The following is a 22,966-nucleotide window of genomic DNA, read 5'->3' as shown; positions in this document are numbered from 1 at the left end:
CATGTGCCTTGCCATTCCTGCCCGGGTCATCGAGTTGCTCACCGGCGACAACGCCCGCATCGACCTCGGTGGCGTCAAGAAGGAAATCTCGCTCGCGCTGGTCGACGACGTCGCGGTGGGTGACTACGTCATCGTGCACGTGGGCTATGCGCTGTCCAAACTCGACCCCGAGGAGGCCGCGCACACGCTCGCGCTGTTTGCCGAGGCGGGGATCGGCATGGGCGGTGCCGTGGAGGGGCTCGCATGAAATACGTGGACGAGTTTCGCGACGGCGCGCTGGCGCAAAGGCTCGCCGCGGCGATCCGCGCCGAGGTCGATCCGGCCCGCCAATATGCGTTCATGGAGTTCTGCGGCGGCCACACGCATGCGATCTCGCGCTACGGCGTAACCGATCTCCTGCCCGCCAGCGTGCGCATGATCCACGGCCCCGGCTGCCCGGTGTGCGTGTTGCCGATCGGGCGCATCGACATGGCCATCGAACTCGCGCTCGAACGCCCCGAGGTCATCGTGTGCACCTATGGCGACTGCCTGCGCGTGCCGGCCTCGGCCGGCCTGTCGATGCTCAAGGCCCGGGCACGCGGCGCCGACATCCGGATGGTGTATTCCGCCGCCGATGCGCTCGCGCTCGCCGGCGCCCATCCGGAGCGCGAGGTGGTGTTCTTCGCCATCGGCTTCGAGACCACCACCCCGCCCACGGCTCTGGTCATCAAGCAGGCCGAGGCGCTCGGACTCGCCAATTTCAGCGTGATCTGCAACCACGTGCTGACCCCGTCGGCGATCACCACCATCCTCGAATCCCCCGAGGTGCGCGCGATCGGCAGTGTGCCGCTGGATGGCTTCATCGGCCCTGCCCACGTGTCCACCATCATCGGCAGCCGGCCCTATGCCTTCTTCGCCGAGGAATACCGCAAGCCGGTGGTGATCGCCGGATTCGAGCCGCTCGACGTGATGCAGGCGGTACGGATGCTGATTCGCCAGGTCAACGAGGGCCGCGCCGAGGTCGAGAACGAGTTCACCCGTGCCGTCACCGCGGACGGCAACCTCAAGGCCCAGGCGCTGGTGAGCGAGGTGTTCGAGTTGCGGCGCAGTTTCGAGTGGCGTGGTCTGCGCGAAGTGCCGTATTCCGCGCTGCGGATCCGCGAGCGCTTTGCGCGCTTCGATGCCGAGACCCGGTTCGGCATGAACTACCGCAGCGTGGCCGACAACAAGGCGTGCGAATGCGGTGCCATCCTGCGCGGGGTGAAGATGCCGACCGACTGCAAGATCTTCGGCACCGTGTGTACCCCCGAGAATCCGATGGGCTCGTGCATGGTGTCGTCCGAAGGGGCCTGCGCGGCGCACTACAACTACGGGCGGTTCAGGGACATCGCGGTGGTGGCGGCATGACACAGGGCATGAGGCATGGCAGCACAGCGGATGCCGGGCGACCGGTGCACCGGGCGCAGGCCCGTGCGCACGATGGATACCGGCGCGTGAGCACGATGACAGGGGCACGGGAACCCGGATCTGAGCGGGCGCCGGAGGCAACACGATGGGTGAAGTGAAGAAGGGATACGTGCGTGCGCTGGATCTCAGGCACGGTCGCGTGGATATGGGCCACGGCGCGGGTGGACGGGCAATGGCGCAGTTGATCGACGAACTGTTCGTGCGCGCCCTGGCCAACGACTACCTCGCCCAGGGCAATGACGGCGCCGTGCTTCCGGCTCCGGCCGCGGGCGAGCGGCTGGTGATGGCGACCGACGCCCATGTGGTGTCGCCGCTGTTCTTTCCCGGCGGCGACATCGGCTGCCTGTCGGTGCACGGGACCATCAACGATGTCGCGGTGATGGGTGCGCGCCCGCTGTACCTGGCGGCGAGTTTCATCCTCGAAGAGGGCTTTCCGCTTGCCGATCTGGCACGGATCGTCGACTCGATGGGGGCGGCGGCGCGCGCGGCCGGCGTCCCGATCGTCACCGGCGACACCAAGGTGGTCGAGGCCGGCAAAGGCGACGGCGTCTTCATCTCCACGACCGGGCTCGGCGCACTGCCAGCCGGGCGCGACATTGGCGGCGCCCATGCGCGCCCGGGGGATGCGGTGATCGTGTCCGGCAGTATCGGTGACCACGGCATGGCGATCCTGTCTACGCGCGAGTCGCTGGCCTTCGACACCGAGATCGTCTCCGACACGGCGGCGTTGCACGGCCTGATCGCGCATCTGCTCGAAGTGGTGCCCGGTGTGCGCGTGCTGCGCGATCCGACCCGCGGCGGCCTCGCGACCACACTCAACGAGATCGCGGCCCAATCGGGGGTGGGGATCAGCCTCGACGAAGCGGCGATTCCGGTCCATGCGCAAGTGGAGGCCGCGTGCGAGTTTCTCGGCCTCGATCCGCTCTATGTTGCCAACGAGGGCAAGCTGGTAGTGATCTGTGCCGCGACCGAGGCCGACGCGGTGGTGGCGACGTTGCGCGCGCATCCGCTCGGTGCCGAGGCTGCGCGCATCGGTGAGGTGACCGCGGACCCCAATCATTTCGTGCAGATCCTGACCGGATTCGGTGGTCGGCGCATGGTCGACTGGCTGTCGGGCGAGCAGTTGCCCCGCATCTGCTGAGCGCTTGTGAAGAAATCGTCGCGAGCGGGTCGAGTGCAAGGCCTCAGTTGGCAGATAAGCGATGCGAACGACGAGACATATCAAATGGATAGGCGAGGAGTGAGCGAGTGAGCAACGCAGCAATCGACCTGCGCAGTAGATTCATTCACAAGCTCTGAGGGCGGACACATGCGCGTCCTGCTCTTGAGCCATAGCTTCAACGGCCTCACCCAGCGCCTGTTTGCGGAGTTGCGGACGGATGGGCATATCGTGTCGGTCGAACTCGACATCGCCGATGCGGTGGCGGAGGAGGCCGTCGCGCTGTTCCGCCCCGACGTGATCCTCGCGCCCTTTCTCAAGCGCGCGGTGCCGGCGTCGATCTGGCAGCACCATCTGACCCTGATCGTGCATCCGGGCATCGTCGGTGACCGGGGCCCGTCCGCGCTCGACTGGGCGATCGTGAACGGCGCGCCCGAATGGGGCGTGACCGTGCTGCAGGCCGAGGCCGGAATGGATTCCGGGCCGGTATGGGCGACGCGCAGTTTTCCAATGCGGGCGGCGACCAAGGCCAGCCTGTACCGCAACGAGGTGGTCGGGGCCGCGGTGCTCGCGGTGCGCGACGCGCTCGGGCACCTTGATGACTGGCGCTGCAGACGCTGGCAGCCGACGCCGCCCGCCGCCTGGCCGGGGGCGTGCGGGCGATGGCACGATCCGATGGAGCAGGCCGAGCGGCGCATCGACTGGGCGGCCGATTCCACCGCCACGGTGTTGCTCAAGCTGCGCGCCGCGGACGGCTTTCCGGGCGTGGGCGACATCCTGTTCGGTGCGGATTGCCGGCTGTTCGATGGCCGCCCCGGTCCCGCCCGGCCGGGGGCCGCGCCGGGTGAGCCGGTCGGGCGCCACGAGGACGGTGCGGTGTTGCGCGCCACCGTCGATGGCGCGGTGTGGATCGGGCAGGTGAAGCGCATGGGTGGGCCGCATCCGTTCAAGCTGCCGGTCGCCGATGCCTTCCCCGACGAGGTCGCGGCGCTGCCGGTGATCGCCGACCCGCGGGCGGATGCGATCGGCTATCGCGAGTCGCCCGATGGCCGGATCGGCTTCCTGCGCTTCGAGTTCTACAACGGCGCGATGGGCACCCGCGAGTGCCACCGTCTGCTCGCCGCCGTCGAGCGCGCGGCGGCGCGCCCGACCCGCGTGCTGGTGCTCGAGGGCGGGCGCGATTTCTGGTCGAATGGCATCCACCTCAATACCATCGAGGCGGCGCCCTCGGTGGCGGATGCGTCGTGGGACAACATCAATGCGATGAACGACGTGTGCCGCGCCTTGATCGGCATGACCGGCAAGCTGACGGTGGCCGCGCTACGCGGCAATGCCGGTGCCGGCGGCTGCTTTCTGGCGCTCGCCGCGGATTTCGTGTGGGTGCGTGCGGGCGTGATCCTCAATCCGCATTACAAGAACATGGGCAACCTGTTCGGCTCTGAGTACTGGAGCTACCTGTTGCCGCGCCGCGTCGGCGACGCCGCGGCGCGCGCGATCATGGCCGATCGCCTGCCGCTGCTCGCCACCCGGGCGGTTGCGAGCGGTCTGGTCGATGCCTGCTTCGGGCAAGACCTCGAGCGCTTCGAGGATGAAGTCGCGCATCGTGCCGCGGCGCTGGCAGCGGCGCCGGCATATGCGACCATGCAGGTGGAGAAACAGGCGCGGCGGGAGGCAGACGAGGCGGTGAAGCCGCTCGCATCCTACCGCGACGAGGAACTGGCGCAGATGAAACGCAATTTTTACGGCTTCGATCCGAGCTATCACGTCGCCCGCTACCACTTTGTACACAAGTCTCCGCAGTCGTGGACGCCGCGCCATCTCGCCATTCATCGCGAACTGGGCTGGCGCGTTCCCGAGGCTGAGGTGGATGCATGACCATCGATCTGCCCGGCGTGCTGGTGGTCGATGACGAGGTGCGCTCGCAAGAGGCGCTGCATCGCACGCTGGAGGAGGATTTCAACGTGTTCACCGCGTCGTCGGCGGCCGAGGCGACAGAGATCATGGCCCGCGAGTGGATACAGATCGTGCTGTGCGACCAGCGCATGCCCGGCGTGTCCGGCGTGCAGTTCCTGCGCGACGTGCGCGAGAAATGGCCCGACGCGGTGCGCATCATCATCTCCGGCTTCACCGATTCGGAAGACATCATTGCCGGCATCAACGAAGCCGGCATCTACCAGTACCTGCTCAAACCGTGGCAGCCCGAACAGTTGCTGCTCACGCTGCGTGGCGCGGCCGACATGTACCGCCTGCAGACCGAGCACCAGCGCCTGTCGGTAGACCTCAAGGTGGCCGCGCCGGTGATGCGCAGCCGCGTTGCCAGCAAGCGCCAGCATGTGGAGCGCCGCTTCGCGGTCGAATCCCTGCTGCGTGCGCCCGATTCGCCGATGAATGCGGTGTGCGACCTGCTGTGCAAGGTGGCACGACACGATGTTCCGGTGCTGCTCACCGGTGAGTCCGGTACCGGCAAGGAGTTGCTTGCGCGTGCGCTGCATCTGGCGAGCCCGCGCCGGGCCGAGGCCTTCGTCACCGAGAACTGTGGCGCGGTTCCCGACCAGTTGCTCGAGTCCGAGCTCTTCGGCTACAAGCGCGGCGCCTTTACCGGGGCGTACGAGGACCGCATCGGCCTGGTCAAGCAGGCCGACGGCGGGACGATCTTCCTCGACGAGATCGGCGAGACCACGCCCGCGTTCCAGGTCAAGCTGCTGCGTGTGCTGCAGGAAGGGGAGGTGCGCCCGATCGGCGCGCCGCGGCCGCTGGCGGTGGATGTGCGGGTGGTGGCGGCGACCAACCGCGACCTCGAAACCGAGGTGCGCGACGGTCGCTTCCGTGAGGACCTGTACTACCGCATCGCCGCGATCACGATCCAGGTGCCGCCGCTGCGGGAGCGGCAGATGGACATCGGACTCATTGCCCAGTCCTTCGCCGACGAAACCCTGCTTGCCGCGGGACTGCGGCCGGCCCGGCTCGATGACGAGGTGCTGGCCTGCCTCGCCGCGTACCGCTGGCCGGGCAATGTGCGCGAGTTGCGCAACGAAGTCCTGCGCATGGTGGCGCTGGGCGAGGATGGCCGGCTGCGGGCGGAAGATCTCAGTCCGCGTGTACTGCGCGCTGCCGCGGTGGATCAGGAGCCGGAGCTCGAGCTGCTCGCCGGACTGGATGGCGATCTGAAGACGCGGCTCGATGCGCTGGAGGCGCGCATCATCCGCGAAAGTCTGGTGCGCCAGCGCTGGAACAAGACCCGTGCGGCGCGTGAGCTGGGGCTGTCACGGGTGGGGCTGCGCAACAAGCTTGCCCGCTACGGCCTCGAAAAGGACTGATCCTGTGCTTCAATATCTGTCATGAACGTACTCTGGCTCCAATCCGGCGGTTGCGGCGGGTGCACCATGTCGCTGCTGTGCGCCGAGTCGCCCGACCTGCTCGCCACCCTCGAGGCCGGCGGAATCTCCTTCCTGTGGCATCCGAGCCTGTCCGAGGCGAGCGGGGCCGAAGCGGTGGCCATCCTCGAGTCCTGCATCGCCGGCGAAACCGCGCTTGATGTGCTGTGCGTCGAAGGCGCGCTGCTGCGCGGGCCCCACGGCAGCGGCCGGTTCCACATGCTGGCCGGCACCGGACGACCGATGATCGACTGGGTGCGTGCGCTCGCGGCCCGTGCACGCCACACCGTTGCGGTGGGCAGCTGTGCGGCGTTCGGCGGGGTGACCGCAGCGTCGTTCAATCCCACCGATGCGTGCGGACTGCAATACGACGGGGATACGCCCGGCGGGCTGCTCGGCGCCGGTTATCGCAGCGCGAGCGGCCTGCCGGCGATCAACGTGGCCGGGTGTCCCACCCATCCGGGCTGGGTGCTGGAGACCCTGTTGGCGCTCGCACTCGACACTTTTGCCGCGGCCGACCTCGACCCCCTGCAACGCCCGCGCTTCTACGCCGACCAGCTCGTGCATCACGGCTGCTCGCGCAACGAGTTCTACGAGTTCAAGGCCAGTGCGGAGAAGTCGTCCGACCTCGGCTGCATGATGGAGCACATGGGCTGCAAGGGCACCCAGGCGCACGCGGACTGCAATGTGCGGCCGTGGAATGGTACGGGCTCGTGCACCAGCGGCGGCTATCCGTGCATCAGCTGCACCGAGCCCGGCTTCGAAGAGCCGGGGCATCCCTTTCTGCAGACGCCCAAGGTGGGGGGCATCCCGATCGGCTTGCCGACCGATATGCCCAAGGCATGGTTCGTTGCGCTCGCCGCGCTGTCCAAGTCGGCCACGCCGAAGAGGGTGCGCACGAACGCCACCGCGGATCACCCGCTGGTGACGCCGGCCATCCGCAGGACCGGGCTCAAGTGAGGGACGAGGCGGAAACAATGCGGGACACTACCGACAACCGTGCGCTGGCTGCCGACGTCGCGGCAGTTTGCGCCGGGCACTGGATGATCGCGGGCGCGGTGCCCGATCGCGTCGAGTGCCGCTCGCGCCGCGTTGGCGGCAAGGCATGCAGGGTCAGGGGGCGCCAATGAGCCGGCGCGTGCTCGGGCCATTCAACCGCGTGGAAGGCGATCTCGAGGTGAGTCTCGAAGTCGAGGATGGGCGGGTGTTGGCGGCCTGGGTCAACTCGCCGCTGTACCGCGGCTTCGAACAGATCCTAGAGGGCAAGGCTCCGGCCGACGCGCTGGTGATCGTGCCGCGGATCTGCGGCATCTGCTCGGTGTCGCAGTCGGTGGCGGCGGCAGCGGCCCTGGCCGATGCAATGGGGGTTGCCGCGCCACCCAATGGGGAGCGGGCGACCAATCTGATGCTCGCGACCGAGAATCTGGCCGATCATCTCACCCATTTTTACCTGTTCTTCATGCCGGATTTTGCGCGCGATGCCTATGCTGCCGCGCCGTGGTTCGCACTCGCGGTCGAGCGCTTCAAGGCGATTCGAGGTTCGGCTGCCGCCGATGTGCTGCCGGCACGGGCGCAGTTCATGCAACTGCTGGGTACCCTCGCCGGCAAGTGGCCGCACACCCTGAGCGTGCAGCCGGGCGGCTCCGCACGGGCGATCGGGAGCGCCGAGCGGGTGCGCCTGGTGACGCTGATCCGCAGCTTTCGAGGCTGGCTCGAGCGCCATCTGTTCGGCGATGCGCTGGAGGCGGTGAACGGGATCGATTCGGTCGAAGGCTTGTGGGCCTGGTTCGAGGCGCGTGGCCCGGAGCGCGGCGACTTCGCGCGCTTTCTCGATATCGCACGCGATCTCGGGCTCGACCGGCTCGGCCGCTGTGCGGGCGCCGAACGCTATCTGAGTCACGGTAATTACGCATACGACGGCGGCCGCTTTCTCGCCCGGGGGGTGTGGGACGCGGCGACGCAGAGCGTGGCCGATTTCAATCACGAGGACGTGGCGGAGGACGTGAGCCATGCGTGGCTGGCGGGGGAGGATGCACGCCATCCGCTCGCCGGGTTCACCCTGCCTGACGTCGGTCGCGAGCATGCCTACAGTTGGTGCAAGGCCCCGCGCTGGCGGGGTGGCGTGGTGCAATGCGGTGCGCTGTCGCGGCAGGTCGTGGATGGTCATCCGCTGGCGCGCGATCTCGTTGCCGGCGGAGGGGGCAACGTGCTGAGTCGGGTAGTGGGGCGCCTGCTCGAGATTGCACGGGTGGTACCGGAGATGGAACGCTGGGCTCTCGGCATGGTGCCGGGCGAACCGTTCTGTGTGACCGGAGAGCTGCCGGAATCGGCGCTGGGGGTCGGCCTCGTCGAGGCGGCACGCGGCGCACTCGGGCACTGGCTGGTGGTCCACAAGGGGCGGATCCAGCGCTATCAGATCATTGCGCCAACCACCTGGAACTTCTCCCCGCGCGACGCCAGCGCCACCCCCGGGGCACTGGAACAGGCGCTTGTCGGTGCGCCGGCGGCGGACGCGGAGGCGATGCCGCTGGCGGTGCAACATATCGTCCGTTCGTTCGATCCGTGCATGGTATGCACAGTGCATTGAGGGTGCCGGCGTGAAGAAAGCTGCAGACCCCGCGCGCGACATCGGCTACACCGCCCACCCCGGCGAACTTGTGGGGGTGGGCGAGGACGTGTGGATGGACGTGATCCAGAAGATGGACGAGGTGTATTCCGATCTGCTGCAGTACGAGGTGGCGCTGGAGGAGAAGAACGCCAAACTCGAGGAATCGCAGCAGTTCATCCTCTCGGTGTTGACCGCGATGTCCGACATCCTGGTGATCTGCGGGCGGGACGGCACCATCGAGGACGTCAATCCGGCGCTCGAGGTGATCACCGGGCGCACGGCGGCGGAGCTGCGCGGCACCTCCGTGTACGAACTGTTTGCCGACTCCGCCGCGCGCGCGCAGGCCCGTAGCCGGCTCAGCGTGCCGGGCGGCGAGCAGGAGGTGCACGACTGCGAGTTGCCGCTGCGCACCCACGACGGTTTGGCGGTGCCGGTGTCCTTCAACTGCACGCCGCGCTTCAATGCCGTGGGAAAGTCCCTCGGCATGGTGGTGACCGGGCGCCCGGTCGGCGAGTTGCGCAAGGCCTACCGGGCGCTGACACAGGCGCACGACGACCTGAAACGCACCCAGCAGCAGTTGTTGCACTCCGAAAAGATGGCCTCGCTCGGCCGGCTCGTGGCCGGCGTTGCACACGAACTGAACAATCCGATCAGTTTCATCATTGGCAACGTGCATGCGCTGCGGCGCTACGCCGAGCGCCTGGAGCAGTATCTCGGGGCCGTCCATACGGGCGTCCCGGCCGAGGATCTCGACGTGCTGCGCAAACGCCTGCGCATCGACCGCATCCTCGCCGATCTGGATCCGCTGATCGAAGGCACCATCGAAGGCGCGGAGCGGACACGACAGATCGTCGACGGCCTGAAGCGTTTCTCGGCCGTCGATCGCGACGAGCAGCAACATTTCGATCTGGCGGAAGTGGTCGAGCGCGCGGTGCGCTGGGTGTGCCAGGCGGCGCGCAAGAACTTCAACGTGAGCCTTGCGCTGCCCGCGCCCCTTCCGGTGGTCGGCTCGGCGGGGCAGATGCAGCAGGTCATGATGAATCTGGTACAGAACGCGGCCGACGCGACCAGTCTGAGCGATGCGCCGGCATTGCGGATCTCGGCCGAGAAGGTTGTCGGGGACGACGGACCGTGGGTGGAGATGCGATTTGCCGACAACGGTCCGGGTATCGCCGCCGAGCATCTGGCGCACGTCTTCGATCCGTTTTTCACCACCAAGCCGGTCGGGCAGGGAACCGGGCTTGGGCTTTCGATCAGTTACGGCATCATCGAGCGCCATGGCGGTTCGCTGCGAGTGGAGAACGGCGCGGAGGGCGGGGCGGTGTTCAGCGTTTCCTTGCCGCTGGCCGGGTGATCCGGATCGTCGGGGCAGGCACGCGATGCCGGGTCCGAAGTGGAAAGCTTGCGGCCGATAGGTGCCGGCGACTGTCTTCGAAATGTCCGCTACGGCGTTGCCGCTGCGGCTCAATCCCCGCCGCTGCTGGACGTCCGGCTTGGCACGTATCTTGTAATGGGTATTCGAAGGCTGTTCAACCACACCCGTAAAAATGAGGAGATATCCATGTACCGTTCACGTGTACTGATTGCCGCTGCGCTTGGCCTTTGCGCCGGACCGGTATTGGCGCATCCGGGGCACGCTGATGCCGGATTCCTGTCCGGCCTGATGCACCCGCTGGGGGGGCTCGACCACCTGCTGGCAATGCTTGCAGTGGGACTGTATGCGGCAGGACAACGCCGCGCCGCACGCTGGGCGGTGCCCGCGGCATTCGTGTTCGCGATGTTGGTGGGCGCGCTGCTGGGGATGTCGGGGCTCGAACTGTTCTTCGTCGAACAAGGGGTGGCCGCATCGGTTGTGGTTCTCGGCCTGCTGGTCGCATCGCTGGGGCGCGTTCCGCTCGCCTGGACGCTGCCTCTGGTGACGCTATTTGCCATTTTTCACGGCTATGCCCACCAGGCCGAGATCGGCGAAGCCGGTTTGCTGCACTATGCGGCGGGCTTTGCGCTGGCAACCGCGGGTTTGCACCTCGCCGGATTCCTGTCTGCGCGTTGGCTACCGGAGTCGCGCACGGGCATCGTGCTGAAGCGGATCGTTGGTGTCGCGATGGTCGGCGCCGGGGCGCTGATGCTAGGGCGTTAAGGACGAGAACGACAGGCGCCGGGATGGGGAGGAATGGTTCTCCGCGGTCAGACATGCAATAATTCGGCGTCTATGGCTTATGGCCTAGCGGCAAGCGCGGTCGCATAAGGGCTCCGAAGAGTGGCAGGGGCGTGCTCCACGCTTCCGATCACACGAACCTGAACCGGCTGCGGCCGGTTTTGTTCTTGTGGGGCCGGAGAACTGCGGACTGCTGTGCTAACATCGACCGCTCTGTCCGAGCGACGGATTCTTATTCCGAACGGATTCAAAATGCGTATTCTGGTCAGTAACGACGACGGCTATTTCGCTCCCGGGATTGCGGCGCTGGTGCAGGCCCTGGCGGAAATCGGCGACGTTACCGTGGTGGCGCCCGAGCGCGATCGCAGCGGCGCGAGCAACTCGCTGACCCTGGATCGGCCGCTGTCCTTGCGCCGCGCGGCCAATGGATTTTATTTCGTCAACGGCACGCCTACCGATTGTGTGCATCTCGCGGTCACCGGCATGCTGGATCATCTGCCGGATATCGTGGTCTCTGGCGTGAATCATGGCGCCAACATGGGTGACGACACGATTTACTCGGGTACGGTCGCAGCGGCAACCGAAGGATTCCTCCTCGGGGTGCCGTCGATCGCGGTGTCATTGGTGAGCAAGGGCGGCACCGATTTTTCCGCAGCGGCACGCGTCGCGCGCGATCTGGTCGAGCGTTTCATGCGCCAGTCCTTCCGGCAGCCGGTGCTGCTCAACGTGAATGTACCGGATCTGCCTTACGCGCAGTTCGGCGGCGTCCGGGTGACGCGCTTGGGCAAACGGCACAAGGCGGAGCCGGTGATCAAGAGCGTGACCCCGCGTAACGAGACGGTCTATTGGGTCGGCGCGGCCGGCGGCGCGGCCGACGCCGGCGAAGGCACCGATTTTCATGCGGTCGCGAACGGTCTGGTGTCGATTACGCCGCTACAGATGGACCTGACGCACACGGGTCAGATCGGCGCGGTGTCGGACTGGCTGGCGCAATGAACCAGAGGGTGCCCGATGCGGCCCGTGCCCGGGCCCGGATGGTCGATCGTCTGCGCGCACAGGGCATTCGCGACGAGAAGACGCTGGCGGCCCTCGCGCAGGTGCCGCGGCATCAGTTCGTCGAGGAGGGGTTGGCCTACAGTGCATACGATGACACTGCCTTGCCGATCGGCTTCCAGCAGACCATTTCGCAACCCTTTGTGGTGGCGCGAATGATCGAGTTGCTGCGTGCCGGCCGGGAACTCGGGCGTACACTGGAGATCGGAGCAGGTTGTGGCTACCAGGCGGCCGTGTTGTCGAATATCGCGACCGAGGTGTATGCGGTGGAGCGCATTCGCCCCCTTCTGGACCGGGCGCGAAACAATCTGCGTCCGCTCCGGTTGCCGAATGTACGCCTGAAACACGCTGATGGAAGCATCGGATTGCCCGAAGCAGCGCCGTTCGACACCATCATCGTGGCGGCGGCTGCAGTCGGTGTTCCCCAGGCATTGAAGGATCAGCTTGCGCCCGGTGGGCGCCTGATGATTCCGGTCGGTGCAATCGATCAACGCCTGCTGCTGATCGAGCGGCAGGGCAACGTCTTCAAGGAAAGTTGGTTCGAGGCCGTGCGCTTCGTACCACTGCTGACTGGTACAGAATGAACAAGGATATCTCTCGCCAACGCCTGATGCTGTTCGGGCTGACTTCACTGCTGGTCCTCACTGCAGGGTGTGCCAGCCGGACCTCGGCGCCGGTCCGCGACGGCACTGCTCCGCCGGGCGCCACCACGTCTGCCGAGCGCAAGGGCATACACGTCGTTCGTCCCGGCGAAACCCTGCTTTCCGTCTCCCGCCAGTACGGCGTGAGCGTGCGTGACCTGGTGGCATGGAACAATCTTGCCAAGCCCGATCAGATCAGCGTGGGGCAGGAGCTCCGTGTTGCGCCCGATGACGGCAGCGTGGTTCAGGTTATTCCGATTACCTCGGAACCGGCGATCGTTCCGGTGTTGCCACAGACGCCGGCGACCCCCGGCGTCGAGATCAAGCAGGAGCCGCGGGGCGGAAAATTGCCCTATTCGGATGAAGCGTGGGCAAAGCTGCAGCGTCCCGGCGATCCTGCGGTTGCCGGGCCAAAGCCGCCCGCCACACCCGATGCGCCGCCGCTGCCAGGTCCTGACGGTGAGTGGTTGTGGCCGGTCAAGGGCAAGATCGTGGTCGGGTTCGACGAGCCGATTGCGGGCGACGCCAAATTGCGCAACAAGGGCATCGATATCGCGGGTACTCCCGGTACCCCGGTACTCGCGTCGGCGGGTGGCAAGGTGGTCTATTCGGGAAGCGGCTTGCGCGGGCTCGGAAAACTGGTCATCATCAAACACGATGCCAACTACCTGACGGCCTATGCGCACAATCAGCAGCTGCTGGTGAAGGAAGCGGAGACGGTCACCAAGGGGCAGAAGATTGCCGAACTCGGCAGTACCGACGCCGATAGGCCCAAGTTGCATTTCGAGATCCGCAAACAGGGTCAGCCGGTTGATCCGCTGAAGTACCTGCCCGCACATTGACGAGGATGCCTATGGAAGACCCGGCGATCCCTGACGATATCGACAGTCATGATCCGGATCTTCCCCTTGAGGTGGAGGTCTTCTCGGATCGGCAGGCGCCAATTCCGGAGAATGAGTTTCTCAGCGACGTCACGCAGATCTACCTGAACGAGATCGGCGCCAATCCGCTGCTGACCGCCGAAGAGGAGGGCCGACTCGCGCGTCTCGTGCGGAAGGGAGACTTCGCCGCACGACAGACCATGATCGAGCGCAATCTCCGGCTCGTGGTAAACATCGCCAAGCATTACCTCAATCGCGGGATTCCCCTGCTCGATCTGGTCGAGGAAGGCAACCTCGGGCTGATCCACGCGCTGGAGAAGTTCGATCCGGAACGGGGGTTCCGCTTTTCGACCTACGCAACCTGGTGGATCCGGCAGAATATCGAGCGCGCGATCATGAATCAGTCGCGCACCATTCGCCTGCCGGTACATGTGGTGAAGGAACTCAATCAGGTGTTGAGGGCCCAGCGCAGTATCGAAGCGGGCGCCAATGGCGAATCCAGTCTGGAAGAAATCGCCCGCCGCCTGGACAAAACGGTCGAAGCCGTTCGCTCCATCCTTGCGCTCAGTGAGCACACCGCTTCGCTCGATGCGCCGCTCGATATCGACCCGAGTCTGTCCATCGGCGAGTCACTGGCCGACGACCATGCGGAATCGCCTGACGACCTGATCCACAACACCGAGATCGAGACGCTGCTGCGGGCGTGGATCGACATGCTCAACGACAAGCAACGGCTGGTGATCCGCCATCGCTACGGACTCGACGAGTGCGAAATGCTGACTCTCGAGGAACTCGCGATGCAGCTGGACCTGACCCGCGAACGGGTGCGCCAGATCCAGCTCGAGGCGCTCGGTCAGCTCCGGCGTACCCTCAAGCGTCGCGGTATTTCCAAGGACGCGCTGTTCTGAATCCGGTCGCCTGCTAAGGCGCCGAGCCCGTGCTTTGCGCCGATTTGCCGGTGCGCACGGCTTGGGCGAGTTCGAATACCGACATTGCATAGAAACTGCTGCGGTTGTAGCGCGTTATCACGTAAAAGTTGCGGTAGCCCAGCCAGTATTCGGTATTGGCGCCCGGTGTTTCCAGGTCGATCAGCGTGACTTGCGCGTCGACTGGCTGGCTGTCTTCGGCCTGTATGCCGGCGGCCAGCAGGGTTTCGGGGCTCAGCGCAGGCTCGATTCCGGCTGCGAGCAGGGGCTCGGGCTTGGCGTCGGGCGCCAGTCCGGCGCGCACTGCGATGGGCGCTCCCGGCTGCCAGCCATGCACATGGAGGTAGTTCGCGACACTGCCGATGGCATCGACGGGTGAGCTTTCGAAGTCGATCATCCCGTTGTCGTCGAAATCCACCGCGTAGTTGCGCATGCTGCTGGGCAGGAATTGCGGGTAGCCGAGTGCACCGGCATATGACCCGTAATAGCTCGTTGCCTCGCGTTCCTGCTCGCGGGCGAGCAGGAACAGGTTCTCCAGTTCGCGTCGGAAGAGGTCCGCGCGCGGCGGGTAATCGAAGGCCAGCGTGGTCAGCGCGGACAGGGTTTCGAAGTTGCCGGTATGGCGGCCATATACGGTTTCGACGCCGATGATCGCGACAATGATCTCTGCCGGAACGCCGTAACGCTCTTCCGCCATCTGCAGGATGGGTTCGTATTCTGCCCAGAACTCCAGACCCCCCTCGATCCGGATGCGGTCGAGAAAGCGGCTGCGATAGCGCTGCCACGAGCGCACGCCGGGTGTGGTTGGCGGACGGATCAGCGCGATCACCCTGGGCTCGTGCCGCGCGCGACCGAGTTCGTCGCTGACGCGTGCCCGATCGAGGCCGTGACGTGCCGAGATCTCGTCGATGAAAGCGCGGACGTCGTCGCGTGTGGTGTAGTCGGCACTCGCCGCATTGCTGCCGAGGCCGACGGAAAGGGCAAGCGCAAGGGCGCCGCTGAGGCGGATGGTGTAGGTCTGAATGGAACGGCGGGTCATGTCAGTTTCAGGGTCCGGATACGTTTGTTCAATTCGCGAATGGCACTCGGGTCTGCCGGTGGACGGTAACGCAGTCGTGCATAGCAGATGACGATTTCGTTCAGTTCGGCGGCCCTGGCGGGCAGGGCGGCGCAGATCCGCCGGCCAAAATCGAGCGGCCCTTCCGCCGGATGGCGGCCGAGGCCGTGAGCGCCCAGTTTGGCCGAAAAAGCATCCCACGCCCGGTCGAGCGGATCAGTGAGCCGGTGCTTTCGGAGCGCCCAGGCAAACAGCGCCGCCATCAGCATGGCTGCTCCCACGGCGAGCGCACCGACCAGTTCGGACCAGTGGAGGTCCCCGAGTCCGAGTCGTGACAGCAGTTCGCGCTGGCGTTCCGGATTGTAGCCAAGAACCCACTGGTTCCAGCTGTTCGATACAGCCTCCCAGTGGTGTCGCAGTCCGCGCAACCACGAGAACTGGGGGCGCATGAACAGCGGCAGAGGCTCGCCGCTCGGCAATGAGCCGGCAAGGCCGGATTCGATGCGCCCGGGAGCGGCCAGCGCGGTCGGGTCGACACGGATCCAGCCCCGTTGCGGCAGCCACACTTCCGCCCATGCATGGGCATCGGATTGACGGACCACCAGACTCCCATCGATCGGGTTGATCTCGCCGCCCTGATAGCCGGTCACCACGCGCGCCGGGACCCCCGCTGCCCGCATGAGGAACACGAAGGCAGACGAAAAATGCTCGCAAAAGCCGCGTCGGGTGTCGAACAGGAAGCCATCGGTACTGTCGTTGCCGGTCAGCGGTGGGCGCAGGGTGTAGGTGAGTTCGGCCGAACGCAGGTAGGAAAGGATCCGCTCGAGGGTCGCCGGCGCGGAAACGGCACCCGCAGCGAGTCGTTGCGCCAGCGCGCGGCTGCGGGGGTTGCCATCGACGGGCAGACGCAGCGCGGCAGTGAGCACGCGCGGCTCCTCGTCGAGGCCGACCGGTGTATCCGGGTAGGCGACCAGGTCGAGGCGCGTGCGGCTGCGTAGCGGAGCCCGGCTCAGTGCCTGGAAGTCGCTGCTGAAGCTGACTCCCGGGACGGGGCCGGCTGGAAAGTCGAGCGCCAACACCCAGCGCTGGTTGTGCGGCTCGAGGGTCACTCGATATTCCAGCTTCTCTCCATCAGGAACATAACGCGGAGTATCGCCGAGCGTATGACGTCCGGGGCGCCAGGTGGTGCCGTCGAAGTGGTTCAGTACCGGGCCGCGCCAGTAACGCCGTGCAGGTGGCGGCGGGGTGGCGCTGAACTCCGCCCTGAAGGCGATCGCCTCGGACAGGCTGAGTTCGCTGATCGAGCCCGGCGTCATGGTATCGGACAGCCCGCTCATGCCGCTGTGGGCATCCGCGGGCAGGCCCCACAGCGGACCTTCCACGCGCGGGAACAGCACGAACAGGACCAGCATGAAGGGCAGGCCCTGGCCGAGCAACAGCGCGCTGGTGCGCATGCGCTCCCGGGTGTGGGCGTTCGGGTCGGACAGGGCGAGCAGGCTGCCGATCGACAGCAGGCACCCCCCCACGGCCAGCGCTGCGACGGGCAGGGTCTGGTTGTCGAAGAACAGCCCCAGCTGGAGAAAGAAACACAGCAGTACCGCGGCGCGGATATCCCGCATGCTGCGCGTCTCGAGCAGCTTCAGCCCGAGTAGGATGGCCAGCAAGCCGATGCCGGGGTCCTTGCCGAAGAAGTGACCGTAGGCGAACCTGACGCCAGCGGCGGCGCCGATCGCCAGCAGCAGGATCAGGTAGCGGTGGGCTGCCCCCTTTCCGCGCCACAACAGGATGCTGCGCCACAGCAGCAACAGGGTGCATAGCACCGATATCCAAACGGGCAGGGTGGCGAAATGAGGGGCCAGGGTTAGCGCGGCGGCGCCCAGCAGCCACACTCCCTGGTCGCGCCGCAATGCGGCGGCGTCTGCCCGTGGCCCGGGTGGTTTCCTACGGAGCCCGAACATGGCGTGCTCCAGGATCGGTGTGCCCGTGCAAGGCGAGTGCGCGCAGGCACTGATGCAGATGATGCTGGCCGGCAGCGAGCGGGAAGTACAGCGGGGGCAGCTTCAGCGCGTAACGGTGGCCGCTGTGCGCCGCCAGCAGAATCCAGGCCGTGAGTCGGGACAGCCGCGCTTCATCGTCGAGGCTGGCAGGCAATGTGGTCCAGTCGAGTTCCAGTTCGCCACCTTCGAGTGCCGAGAACTGCTTGGTCATCAGCGGGCCGCCACGGGCGAACACCTTCCAGGCCAGATGGCGTGGCGAATCGGAAGGCTGATATTCGCGTAGTCCGGCGAAATCATCGTCGCCCCGACGCATGCTGCGCCGTCCCGGGGCATCCCCGGCCTGTTGCGCGGGCAGGGCGGGCGGATCGGTTTCAGGGGCCGGATACACCAGGCTTTCGATATCCGGGATAAGCACGCTCCATGCGCGGATCAGTCCGAGTGGCCAGGTCGTTTCGATGATGGTGCGGCCCAGCGGCAACAGTCCGCGTGCCCGGGTCGGCACTGCCAGATCGATCTCCGCAGTCGCGGCCGCAGGAAGGTCGAAGCTGGTGGACTCCCCATTGGCCCGCAGGCGCAGCGCGGGGCGTCGTGCGGTGCGCGGATTGTCGATCAGGAGCCGGAAGACGGCGTTCTCACCACAGAAGGTCGGTTCGAGCCTGCCGCCCCGTATCGACAGGTGCAACAGGTTCCTGAAGGCGTGGACAATGCTCGCGACCGCGACCCCGCCGAGCAGGAAGGTCAGCGCATAGCCGAGGCTCAGGTTGTAGTTGATCGACGCGATCAACATGACCAGCAGTGCGAGTGCGAAGGCGTAGCCGGCGGCGGTCGGCAGCACATAGATCCGGCGCTGAACCAGCATGATCGGCGTCGGCTCCGCGCGACCGACGCGGAACAGCCATCGGTCGATCAGTTGCCTGGCGGTGCTGGCGAGGGTGCCGCCGACACCCATCAGCTTACCGGCACCGATTGCAGCAGCCGCTCCAGCGCGGCAGGTGCCGGCGGGCGGCCGTCGCCGGCAAGATGGAGGCGGTGTCCGGCGATGTGCGGGAACATTCTCTGCACGTCCTCTGGGAGCACGTGGTCACGCCCTTCGGTCAATGCCCACGCCCGCGCCGCGGCGAGCAGGCCGAGTCCTGCACGCGGGCTGAGGCCGCCAGCGAACTCGGGGCTCTGGCGGGTAGTGGTCAGGAGGCTCTGGATGTAGTCGATCAGACGGTCGGCTACCAACAGCCCATGGGCCGCGCGCTGCAACTCGACCAGATCGGCGGGTGAAATGACCGGTCTCTGGCGCTCGAGCAGTTCCCGACGCTCCTCGCCCATGAGCAGGGCGCGCTCCGCCGCACGGTCGGGGTAGCCCAGCCGGATCCGCATCAGGAAGCGGTCGAGCTGGCTCTCGGGCAAGGGGAAGGTGCCGATCTGGTTCGACGGGTTCTGGGTGGCGATGACGAAGAAGGGCTCGGGCAGCGGCAGGGTACTGCCGTCGGCCGTGATCTGACGTTCCTCCATGGCCTCGAGCAGCGCGCTCTGCGTCTTGGGGGTGGCGCGGTTGATCTCGTCGGCGAGAATCAGCTGGGCGAACACCGGTCCCGGATGAAAGCGGAAACTGCCGGCCTCGCGGTCGAAGATCGATACGCCGAGAATGTCGGCGGGAAGCAGGTCGCTGGTGAACTGGATGCGCTGGAACTGAAGTCCGACCAGACGCGCGAGGACATGTGCCAGCGTGGTTTTGCCCACCCCGGGCACGTCCTCGATCAGCAGATGGCCGCGGGCAATCAGGCATGACAGCGCCAGTTGCAGTTCGTGTTCCTTGCCGAGGATGATCTGGCTGGCGGCCTCGAGAAGCCGGATTGCATGACGCTGGGGCATGAGTGGGCGCACTGTGAAATTGGCGGTGAAGCGGTGATAATAGACGACAAATATAGCGAGCCCGCACCATGGGCCATCACCGCAACCCATTTGAAATGGGTGGTCTGGGAAAGTTCGTCCCATTGGGGAGAGGAGGAGTATGACGACAACGGCGTTCATCACGCACCGCGATTGCTGGCTGCACGACATGGGTGCGCATCATCCGGAGTGCGCCGACCGGCTGGCCGCGATCAATGATCGTCTCATTGCGGCCGGTCTTGATCTTTACCTGTCCTTTTACGATGCTCCGCTGGCTACCGCCGAGCAAGTGACTCGGGTGCATGCGTCGGCCTACCTCGACGAGTTGATCGCGAGTGTTCCGGAGCATGGGATACGCCATCTCGATCCCGATACCGCGATGAGCCCGAACACCATGAACGCCGCATTGCGCTCCGCAGGGGCTGGAGTGCTTGCCACCGATCTGGTGCTCAAGGGCGAGGTCGAGAATGCCTTCTGCGCAGTGCGCCCGCCCGGTCACCACGCCGAGCGTGGGAAGGCAATGGGGTTCTGCTTCCTGAACAATGTGGCGATCGCCGCCCGCCACGCCACCGATGTGCATGGTCTCGAACGCGTAGCCATCGTCGATTTTGACGTTCATCACGGCAACGGAACAGAGAATGCGTTCCGGAATGATCCGCGGGTCATGATGGCGAGTATTTTTCAGCATCCCTTCTATCCGTACTGCGGCACCGAGAATCCGCCGGCGCACATGTGCAATGTGCCGGTTCCTGCAGGCACCCGCGGTGATGCCTTCCGCCAGGTTGTCACCGATATCTGGCTGCCGGCGCTGCGCAGCCACAATCCGCAGGCGATCTTCATCTCGGCCGGATTCGATGCCCATTACGAGGACGACATGGGGTCGCTGGGTCTGGTCGAGTCCGACTACATCTGGGTGACCCAGCAGATCAAGGCGCTGGCCGAGGAGTGCGGTCACAAACGCATCATCTCGGTGCTCGAAGGGGGCTACTCGCTCAGTTCGCTTGCGCGGTCGGTCGTGTCCCATATCAAGGCGCTTGCCGATCTCTGAGTTGGCACATGTTCGTCCCGAAGGACGTTCGGTCGGAGGTGGTCCTCCGGGCAGTGCTCTGTTTTGCCGACTCGCGACCCTGTGCGAAACAGAGCACTAGCCGCGCTGCGGCGATCGGTTAGAATCGGGGTTTTATCGTTTTGGCCATTGCAATGATTACCGGATCGATTGTCGCCATCGTCACGCCGATGCATGAGGATGGCAGCCTGGATTTTCCCCGTCTGCGCAGTCTGATCGACTGGCACGTTGCCGAAGGCACCGACGGAATCGTCATTGTTGGCACGACCGGCGAGTCGCCCACCGTCAACGTCGATGAGCACTGCGAGCTGATCCGGGTGAGCGTGGAGCATGCTGCCGGCCGCATTCCGGTCGTTGCCGGCACCGGCGCGAATTCCACCGCCGAGGCGGTGGAACTCGCACGCTTTGCGCAGGAAGCCGGCGCGGTGGCGCACCTCTCGGTCGTGCCTTACTACAACCGGCCGACGCAGGAAGGCCTGTATCGGCATTTCAGCACTATTGCCGAAGCGGTCGAGCTGCCGTTGATCCTGTACAACGTACCTGGTCGTACGGTGGCGGACCTGTCCAACGATACTGCGCTGCGCCTTGCCGAGATTCCGAACATCGTCGGGCTCAAGGATGCGACCGGCAGCATCGATCGTGCCTGCGACCTGATCGGGCGCGCCCCCGAAGGTTTCGCCCTGTACAGTGGCGACGACATGACGGTGGCGGCCTTCGTGCTGCTCGGCGGGCACGGCACCATCTCGGTTACTGCAAATGTCGCGCCGCGGGCGATGCACGAAATGTGTGCCGCCGCGCTGGCGGGCGATGGACGCAAGACCCGTGAAATCAACGCACGTCTGGTCGGGTTGCATCGGCATCTGTTCTGCGAGGCCAACCCGATTCCGGTCAAGTGGGCAGTTGCCCGCATGGGGCTGATTGGCGACGGGATCCGTCTGCCGCTCACGCCACTTGCCGAGAGCTGTCATGACCGCGTACGTCAGGCCATGCGTCAGGCCGGCGTCACCCTCTGATCCGTATTTCCCACTTCAGGAACCTCATGAATCGCTCCCCGCGCACATCCGTCTCCCTGCTTGTGCTCTCGCTCATGCTGGCAGGCTGTTCCGGTTCTTTGCTCGAATCCAAACGCATCGACTACAAGAGTGCGAGTGCCCGTCAGGTGGCACCGCTCGAAATCCCGCCCGATCTCACCGCGCCGACGCAAGACGACCGCTTTGCGGTGCCCGACGTCGCGCCGCGCGGAGTGGCAACCTATTCGGCCTACAATGCCGATCGCGCCGGCCAGCCGGCTGCGAACCGCGCCAGCGAAGTGATGCCCGTGCCCGAGAGCATGCGGATCGAACGGGCCGGCAGCCAACGCTGGCTGGTGGTGCCCGGCACGGCAGACGAACTGTGGCCGCAGGTCAGGGATTTCTGGCTTGAGCTGGGCTTCATCCTGAATATCGACAGTCCCGAGATCGGGGTCCTGGAAACCGATTGGGCGGAGGATCGTGCCAAGATCCCGCAGGATTTCGTTCGCTCCGCGTTGGGCAAGGTGCTCGACGGCTTGTTCTCCACGCCGGAGCGCGACAAGTTCCGTACCCGCCTCGAAGTTGGCCAGGAGCCTGGAACGATGGAGATCTACATCAGCCACCGTGGCATGATGGAGATCTATCCGACCGAGGCCAAGGATTCGACGATCTGGCAGCCGCGTCCCGCCGATCCCGAGCTCGAGGCCGAAATGCTGCGCCGGCTGATGATCCGGCTGGGCGCCGACGAAGCCCGCGTGCAGGCTGCGCTGGCAACGGCACCGGCGGCCGAGCGGGCCAAGGTGGCTGCCACCGTCGATGGTCAAACCAATCTGCTGGTGGATGAGCCGTTCGATCGCGCGTGGCGTCGCGTCGGGCTGGCCCTCGATCGGATCGGTTTCACGGTCGAAGACCGTGACCGTGCACAGGGACTCTACTTCGTGCGCTACGTCGATCCTGAGGCGGACAACAGCAGCAAGCAGGATGGCGAAGGCCTCCTGTCCAAGCTCGCGTTCTGGCGCAGCAGTGACAAGGTGGCCGTCGGCGGCGGCGAATACCGGCTGCGTGTGCAGGGCCAGGGTGACGGATCGGTTGTGTCCGTGCTCACCCGTGAAGGTGGTGCCGACAAGTCGGATACCGCACGACGCATGCTCGGCCTGCTACAGCAGGAATTGCGCTGAGTCGCCGGAGGGCGGACTGCTGCCGATGGTCGGCAGGCCGCCTGAAGTGATTGAGTTCGCGCCCAGGCGATCGACGGGCAACAAAAAAGCCGGTATCTCGATACCGGCTTTTTTGTGTCAGTGCGGGAAGGATTACTTCTGCACAGCTTCCTTGGTGGCTTCGGCGGCGTCTTTCACGGCGTCGGCAGCGGCAGCGGTGCCTTCCTTGGCGGCTTCAACGGCGGCGGCAGCGCCTTCCTTGGCAGCTTCGGTGGTGGCAGCGGCGCTGTCCTTGGCTGCGTCAACCGCAGCGCCAGCGGCGTCCTTGGTGGCCTCGACCGCGGTGGCGGCCTGATCCTTGGCAGCGTCGACTGCGGTAGGCTGTTGCTCGACGACCGGAGCGGCCGGGGTGGCAGGTGCTGCGGCTTCTTCTTGCTTGCTGCAGGCGGAGACGGCGAGGGCGACCAGGGCGGCGACGAGGATTGAATGCTTCATGTTCTGTTTTCCTTTTTTGATCGGGGTGAAGACAGCAGCCGTCCGGTACGGCGCGAT

General features: G+C 65.8%; 21 protein-coding genes. 16 read left to right on the top strand and 5 right to left on the bottom strand.

The annotated features are described in order from the left end of the window. Window position 1: 1 nt before the first annotated feature. From AC3A35_RS23040 to rpoS, 13 genes are all read left to right on the top strand, one after another. Entirely contained in the window at window positions 2–247 is a 246-nt protein-coding gene (locus AC3A35_RS23040) for a HypC/HybG/HupF family hydrogenase formation chaperone (protein WP_487438787.1), read from the top strand. Then, window positions 244–1,386, top strand: a complete 1,143-nt coding sequence (hypD, locus tag AC3A35_RS23035; RefSeq protein ID WP_487438785.1) for a hydrogenase formation protein HypD — start codon at window positions 244–246, stop codon at window positions 1,384–1,386. The genes AC3A35_RS23040 and hypD overlap by 4 nt, the downstream gene beginning before the upstream one ends. A gap of 145 nt (window positions 1,387–1,531) precedes the next feature. Next, the gene (gene hypE / locus AC3A35_RS23030) at window positions 1,532–2,587 is read left to right on the top strand and encodes a hydrogenase expression/formation protein HypE (RefSeq protein WP_487438784.1); all 1,056 of its coding nucleotides are present in this window, start codon (window positions 1,532–1,534) and stop codon (window positions 2,585–2,587) included. A 168-nt stretch (window positions 2,588–2,755) separates the two neighbouring features. Further along, window positions 2,756–4,480, top strand: coding sequence for a hydrogenase maturation protein (locus tag AC3A35_RS23025; protein ID WP_487438783.1), 1,725 nt, complete (start codon window positions 2,756–2,758; stop codon window positions 4,478–4,480). After that, window positions 4,477–5,922, top strand: coding sequence for a sigma-54-dependent transcriptional regulator (locus tag AC3A35_RS23020; RefSeq protein ID WP_487438781.1), 1,446 nt, complete (start codon window positions 4,477–4,479; stop codon window positions 5,920–5,922). Before AC3A35_RS23025 ends, AC3A35_RS23020 begins: the two co-directional genes overlap by 4 nt. A gap of 21 nt (window positions 5,923–5,943) precedes the next feature. After that, entirely contained in the window at window positions 5,944–6,939 is a 996-nt protein-coding gene (locus AC3A35_RS23015) for an NADH-quinone oxidoreductase subunit B family protein (protein ID WP_487438779.1), read from the top strand. A 166-nt stretch (window positions 6,940–7,105) separates the two neighbouring features. After that, a complete protein-coding gene (locus tag AC3A35_RS23010; protein WP_487438778.1) occupies window positions 7,106–8,566 on the top strand; it encodes a nickel-dependent hydrogenase large subunit in 1,461 nt (486 codons plus the stop codon). Between the two features lie 10 nt (window positions 8,567–8,576). Next, window positions 8,577–9,941 (top strand): sensor histidine kinase, encoded by a 1,365-nt coding sequence (locus tag AC3A35_RS23005; protein WP_487438776.1) that lies wholly within the window; start codon window positions 8,577–8,579, stop codon window positions 9,939–9,941. Window positions 9,942–9,980: 39 nt separating this feature from the next. Beyond that, window positions 9,981–10,724 (top strand): HupE/UreJ family protein, encoded by a 744-nt coding sequence (locus AC3A35_RS23000; RefSeq protein WP_487438774.1) that lies wholly within the window; start codon window positions 9,981–9,983, stop codon window positions 10,722–10,724. 270 nt (window positions 10,725–10,994) lie between these two features. Then, on the top strand, window positions 10,995–11,738 hold the full coding sequence (surE, locus tag AC3A35_RS22995; protein ID WP_487438773.1) for a 5'/3'-nucleotidase SurE: 744 nt from the start codon (window positions 10,995–10,997) through the stop codon (window positions 11,736–11,738). Beyond that, on the top strand, window positions 11,735–12,379 hold the full coding sequence (locus AC3A35_RS22990) for a protein-L-isoaspartate(D-aspartate) O-methyltransferase (RefSeq protein ID WP_487438772.1): 645 nt from the start codon (window positions 11,735–11,737) through the stop codon (window positions 12,377–12,379). The genes surE and AC3A35_RS22990 overlap by 4 nt, the downstream gene beginning before the upstream one ends. Then, window positions 12,376–13,278: a peptidoglycan DD-metalloendopeptidase family protein gene (locus AC3A35_RS22985; RefSeq protein ID WP_487438771.1), complete on the top strand. Its 903-nt coding sequence runs from the start codon at window positions 12,376–12,378 to the stop codon at window positions 13,276–13,278. Before AC3A35_RS22990 ends, AC3A35_RS22985 begins: the two co-directional genes overlap by 4 nt. Window positions 13,279–13,289: 11 nt before the next feature. Next, window positions 13,290–14,225: an RNA polymerase sigma factor RpoS gene (gene rpoS / locus AC3A35_RS22980; RefSeq protein WP_487438770.1), complete on the top strand. Its 936-nt coding sequence runs from the start codon at window positions 13,290–13,292 to the stop codon at window positions 14,223–14,225. 13 nt (window positions 14,226–14,238) lie between these two features. Here rpoS and mltB read toward each other — a convergent pair whose 3' ends face one another. From mltB to AC3A35_RS22960, 4 genes are read right to left on the bottom strand one after another with little or no spacing between them, the layout of a single operon-like run. Then, window positions 14,239–15,282, bottom strand: a complete 1,044-nt coding sequence (gene mltB / locus AC3A35_RS22975; protein ID WP_487438769.1) for a lytic murein transglycosylase B — start codon at window positions 15,280–15,282, stop codon at window positions 14,239–14,241. Then, entirely contained in the window at window positions 15,279–17,258 is a 1,980-nt protein-coding gene (locus AC3A35_RS22970; protein WP_487438768.1) for a transglutaminase TgpA family protein, read from the bottom strand. The genes mltB and AC3A35_RS22970 overlap by 4 nt, the downstream gene beginning before the upstream one ends. After that, window positions 17,242–18,246: a DUF58 domain-containing protein gene (locus AC3A35_RS22965; protein ID WP_487438767.1), complete on the bottom strand. Its 1,005-nt coding sequence runs from the start codon at window positions 18,244–18,246 to the stop codon at window positions 17,242–17,244. The genes AC3A35_RS22970 and AC3A35_RS22965 overlap by 17 nt, the downstream gene beginning before the upstream one ends. Further along, window positions 18,246–19,163: an AAA family ATPase gene (locus AC3A35_RS22960; protein ID WP_487438766.1), complete on the bottom strand. Its 918-nt coding sequence runs from the start codon at window positions 19,161–19,163 to the stop codon at window positions 18,246–18,248. Before AC3A35_RS22960 ends, AC3A35_RS22965 begins: the two co-directional genes overlap by 1 nt. A 139-nt stretch (window positions 19,164–19,302) precedes the next feature. Here AC3A35_RS22960 and AC3A35_RS22955 point away from each other — a divergent pair, with 139 nt between their 5' ends. The 3 genes from AC3A35_RS22955 (at window position 19,303) to bamC (ending at window position 22,435) form a co-directional block, all read left to right on the top strand. After that, window positions 19,303–20,229, top strand: a complete 927-nt coding sequence (locus AC3A35_RS22955; protein WP_487438764.1) for a histone deacetylase family protein — start codon at window positions 19,303–19,305, stop codon at window positions 20,227–20,229. Window positions 20,230–20,381: 152 nt separating this feature from the next. After that, entirely contained in the window at window positions 20,382–21,260 is an 879-nt protein-coding gene (gene dapA, locus AC3A35_RS22950) for a 4-hydroxy-tetrahydrodipicolinate synthase (RefSeq protein ID WP_487438763.1), read from the top strand. Window positions 21,261–21,286: 26 nt separating this feature from the next. Beyond that, window positions 21,287–22,435 carry an NlpB/DapX family lipoprotein gene (gene bamC, locus AC3A35_RS22945; protein WP_487438762.1) on the top strand — a complete coding sequence of 383 codons (1,149 nt, stop codon included), beginning with the start codon at window positions 21,287–21,289 and terminating at the stop codon, window positions 22,433–22,435. A gap of 132 nt (window positions 22,436–22,567) precedes the next feature. Here bamC and AC3A35_RS22940 read toward each other — a convergent pair whose 3' ends face one another. Beyond that, entirely contained in the window at window positions 22,568–22,909 is a 342-nt protein-coding gene (locus AC3A35_RS22940) for a hypothetical protein (protein ID WP_487438761.1), read from the bottom strand. Window positions 22,910–22,966 lie beyond the last annotated feature (57 nt).

The organism is Azoarcus sp. Soil_N_20, assembly GCF_057656155.1.
This window is presented reverse-complemented; position numbering and strand designations above follow the sequence as displayed.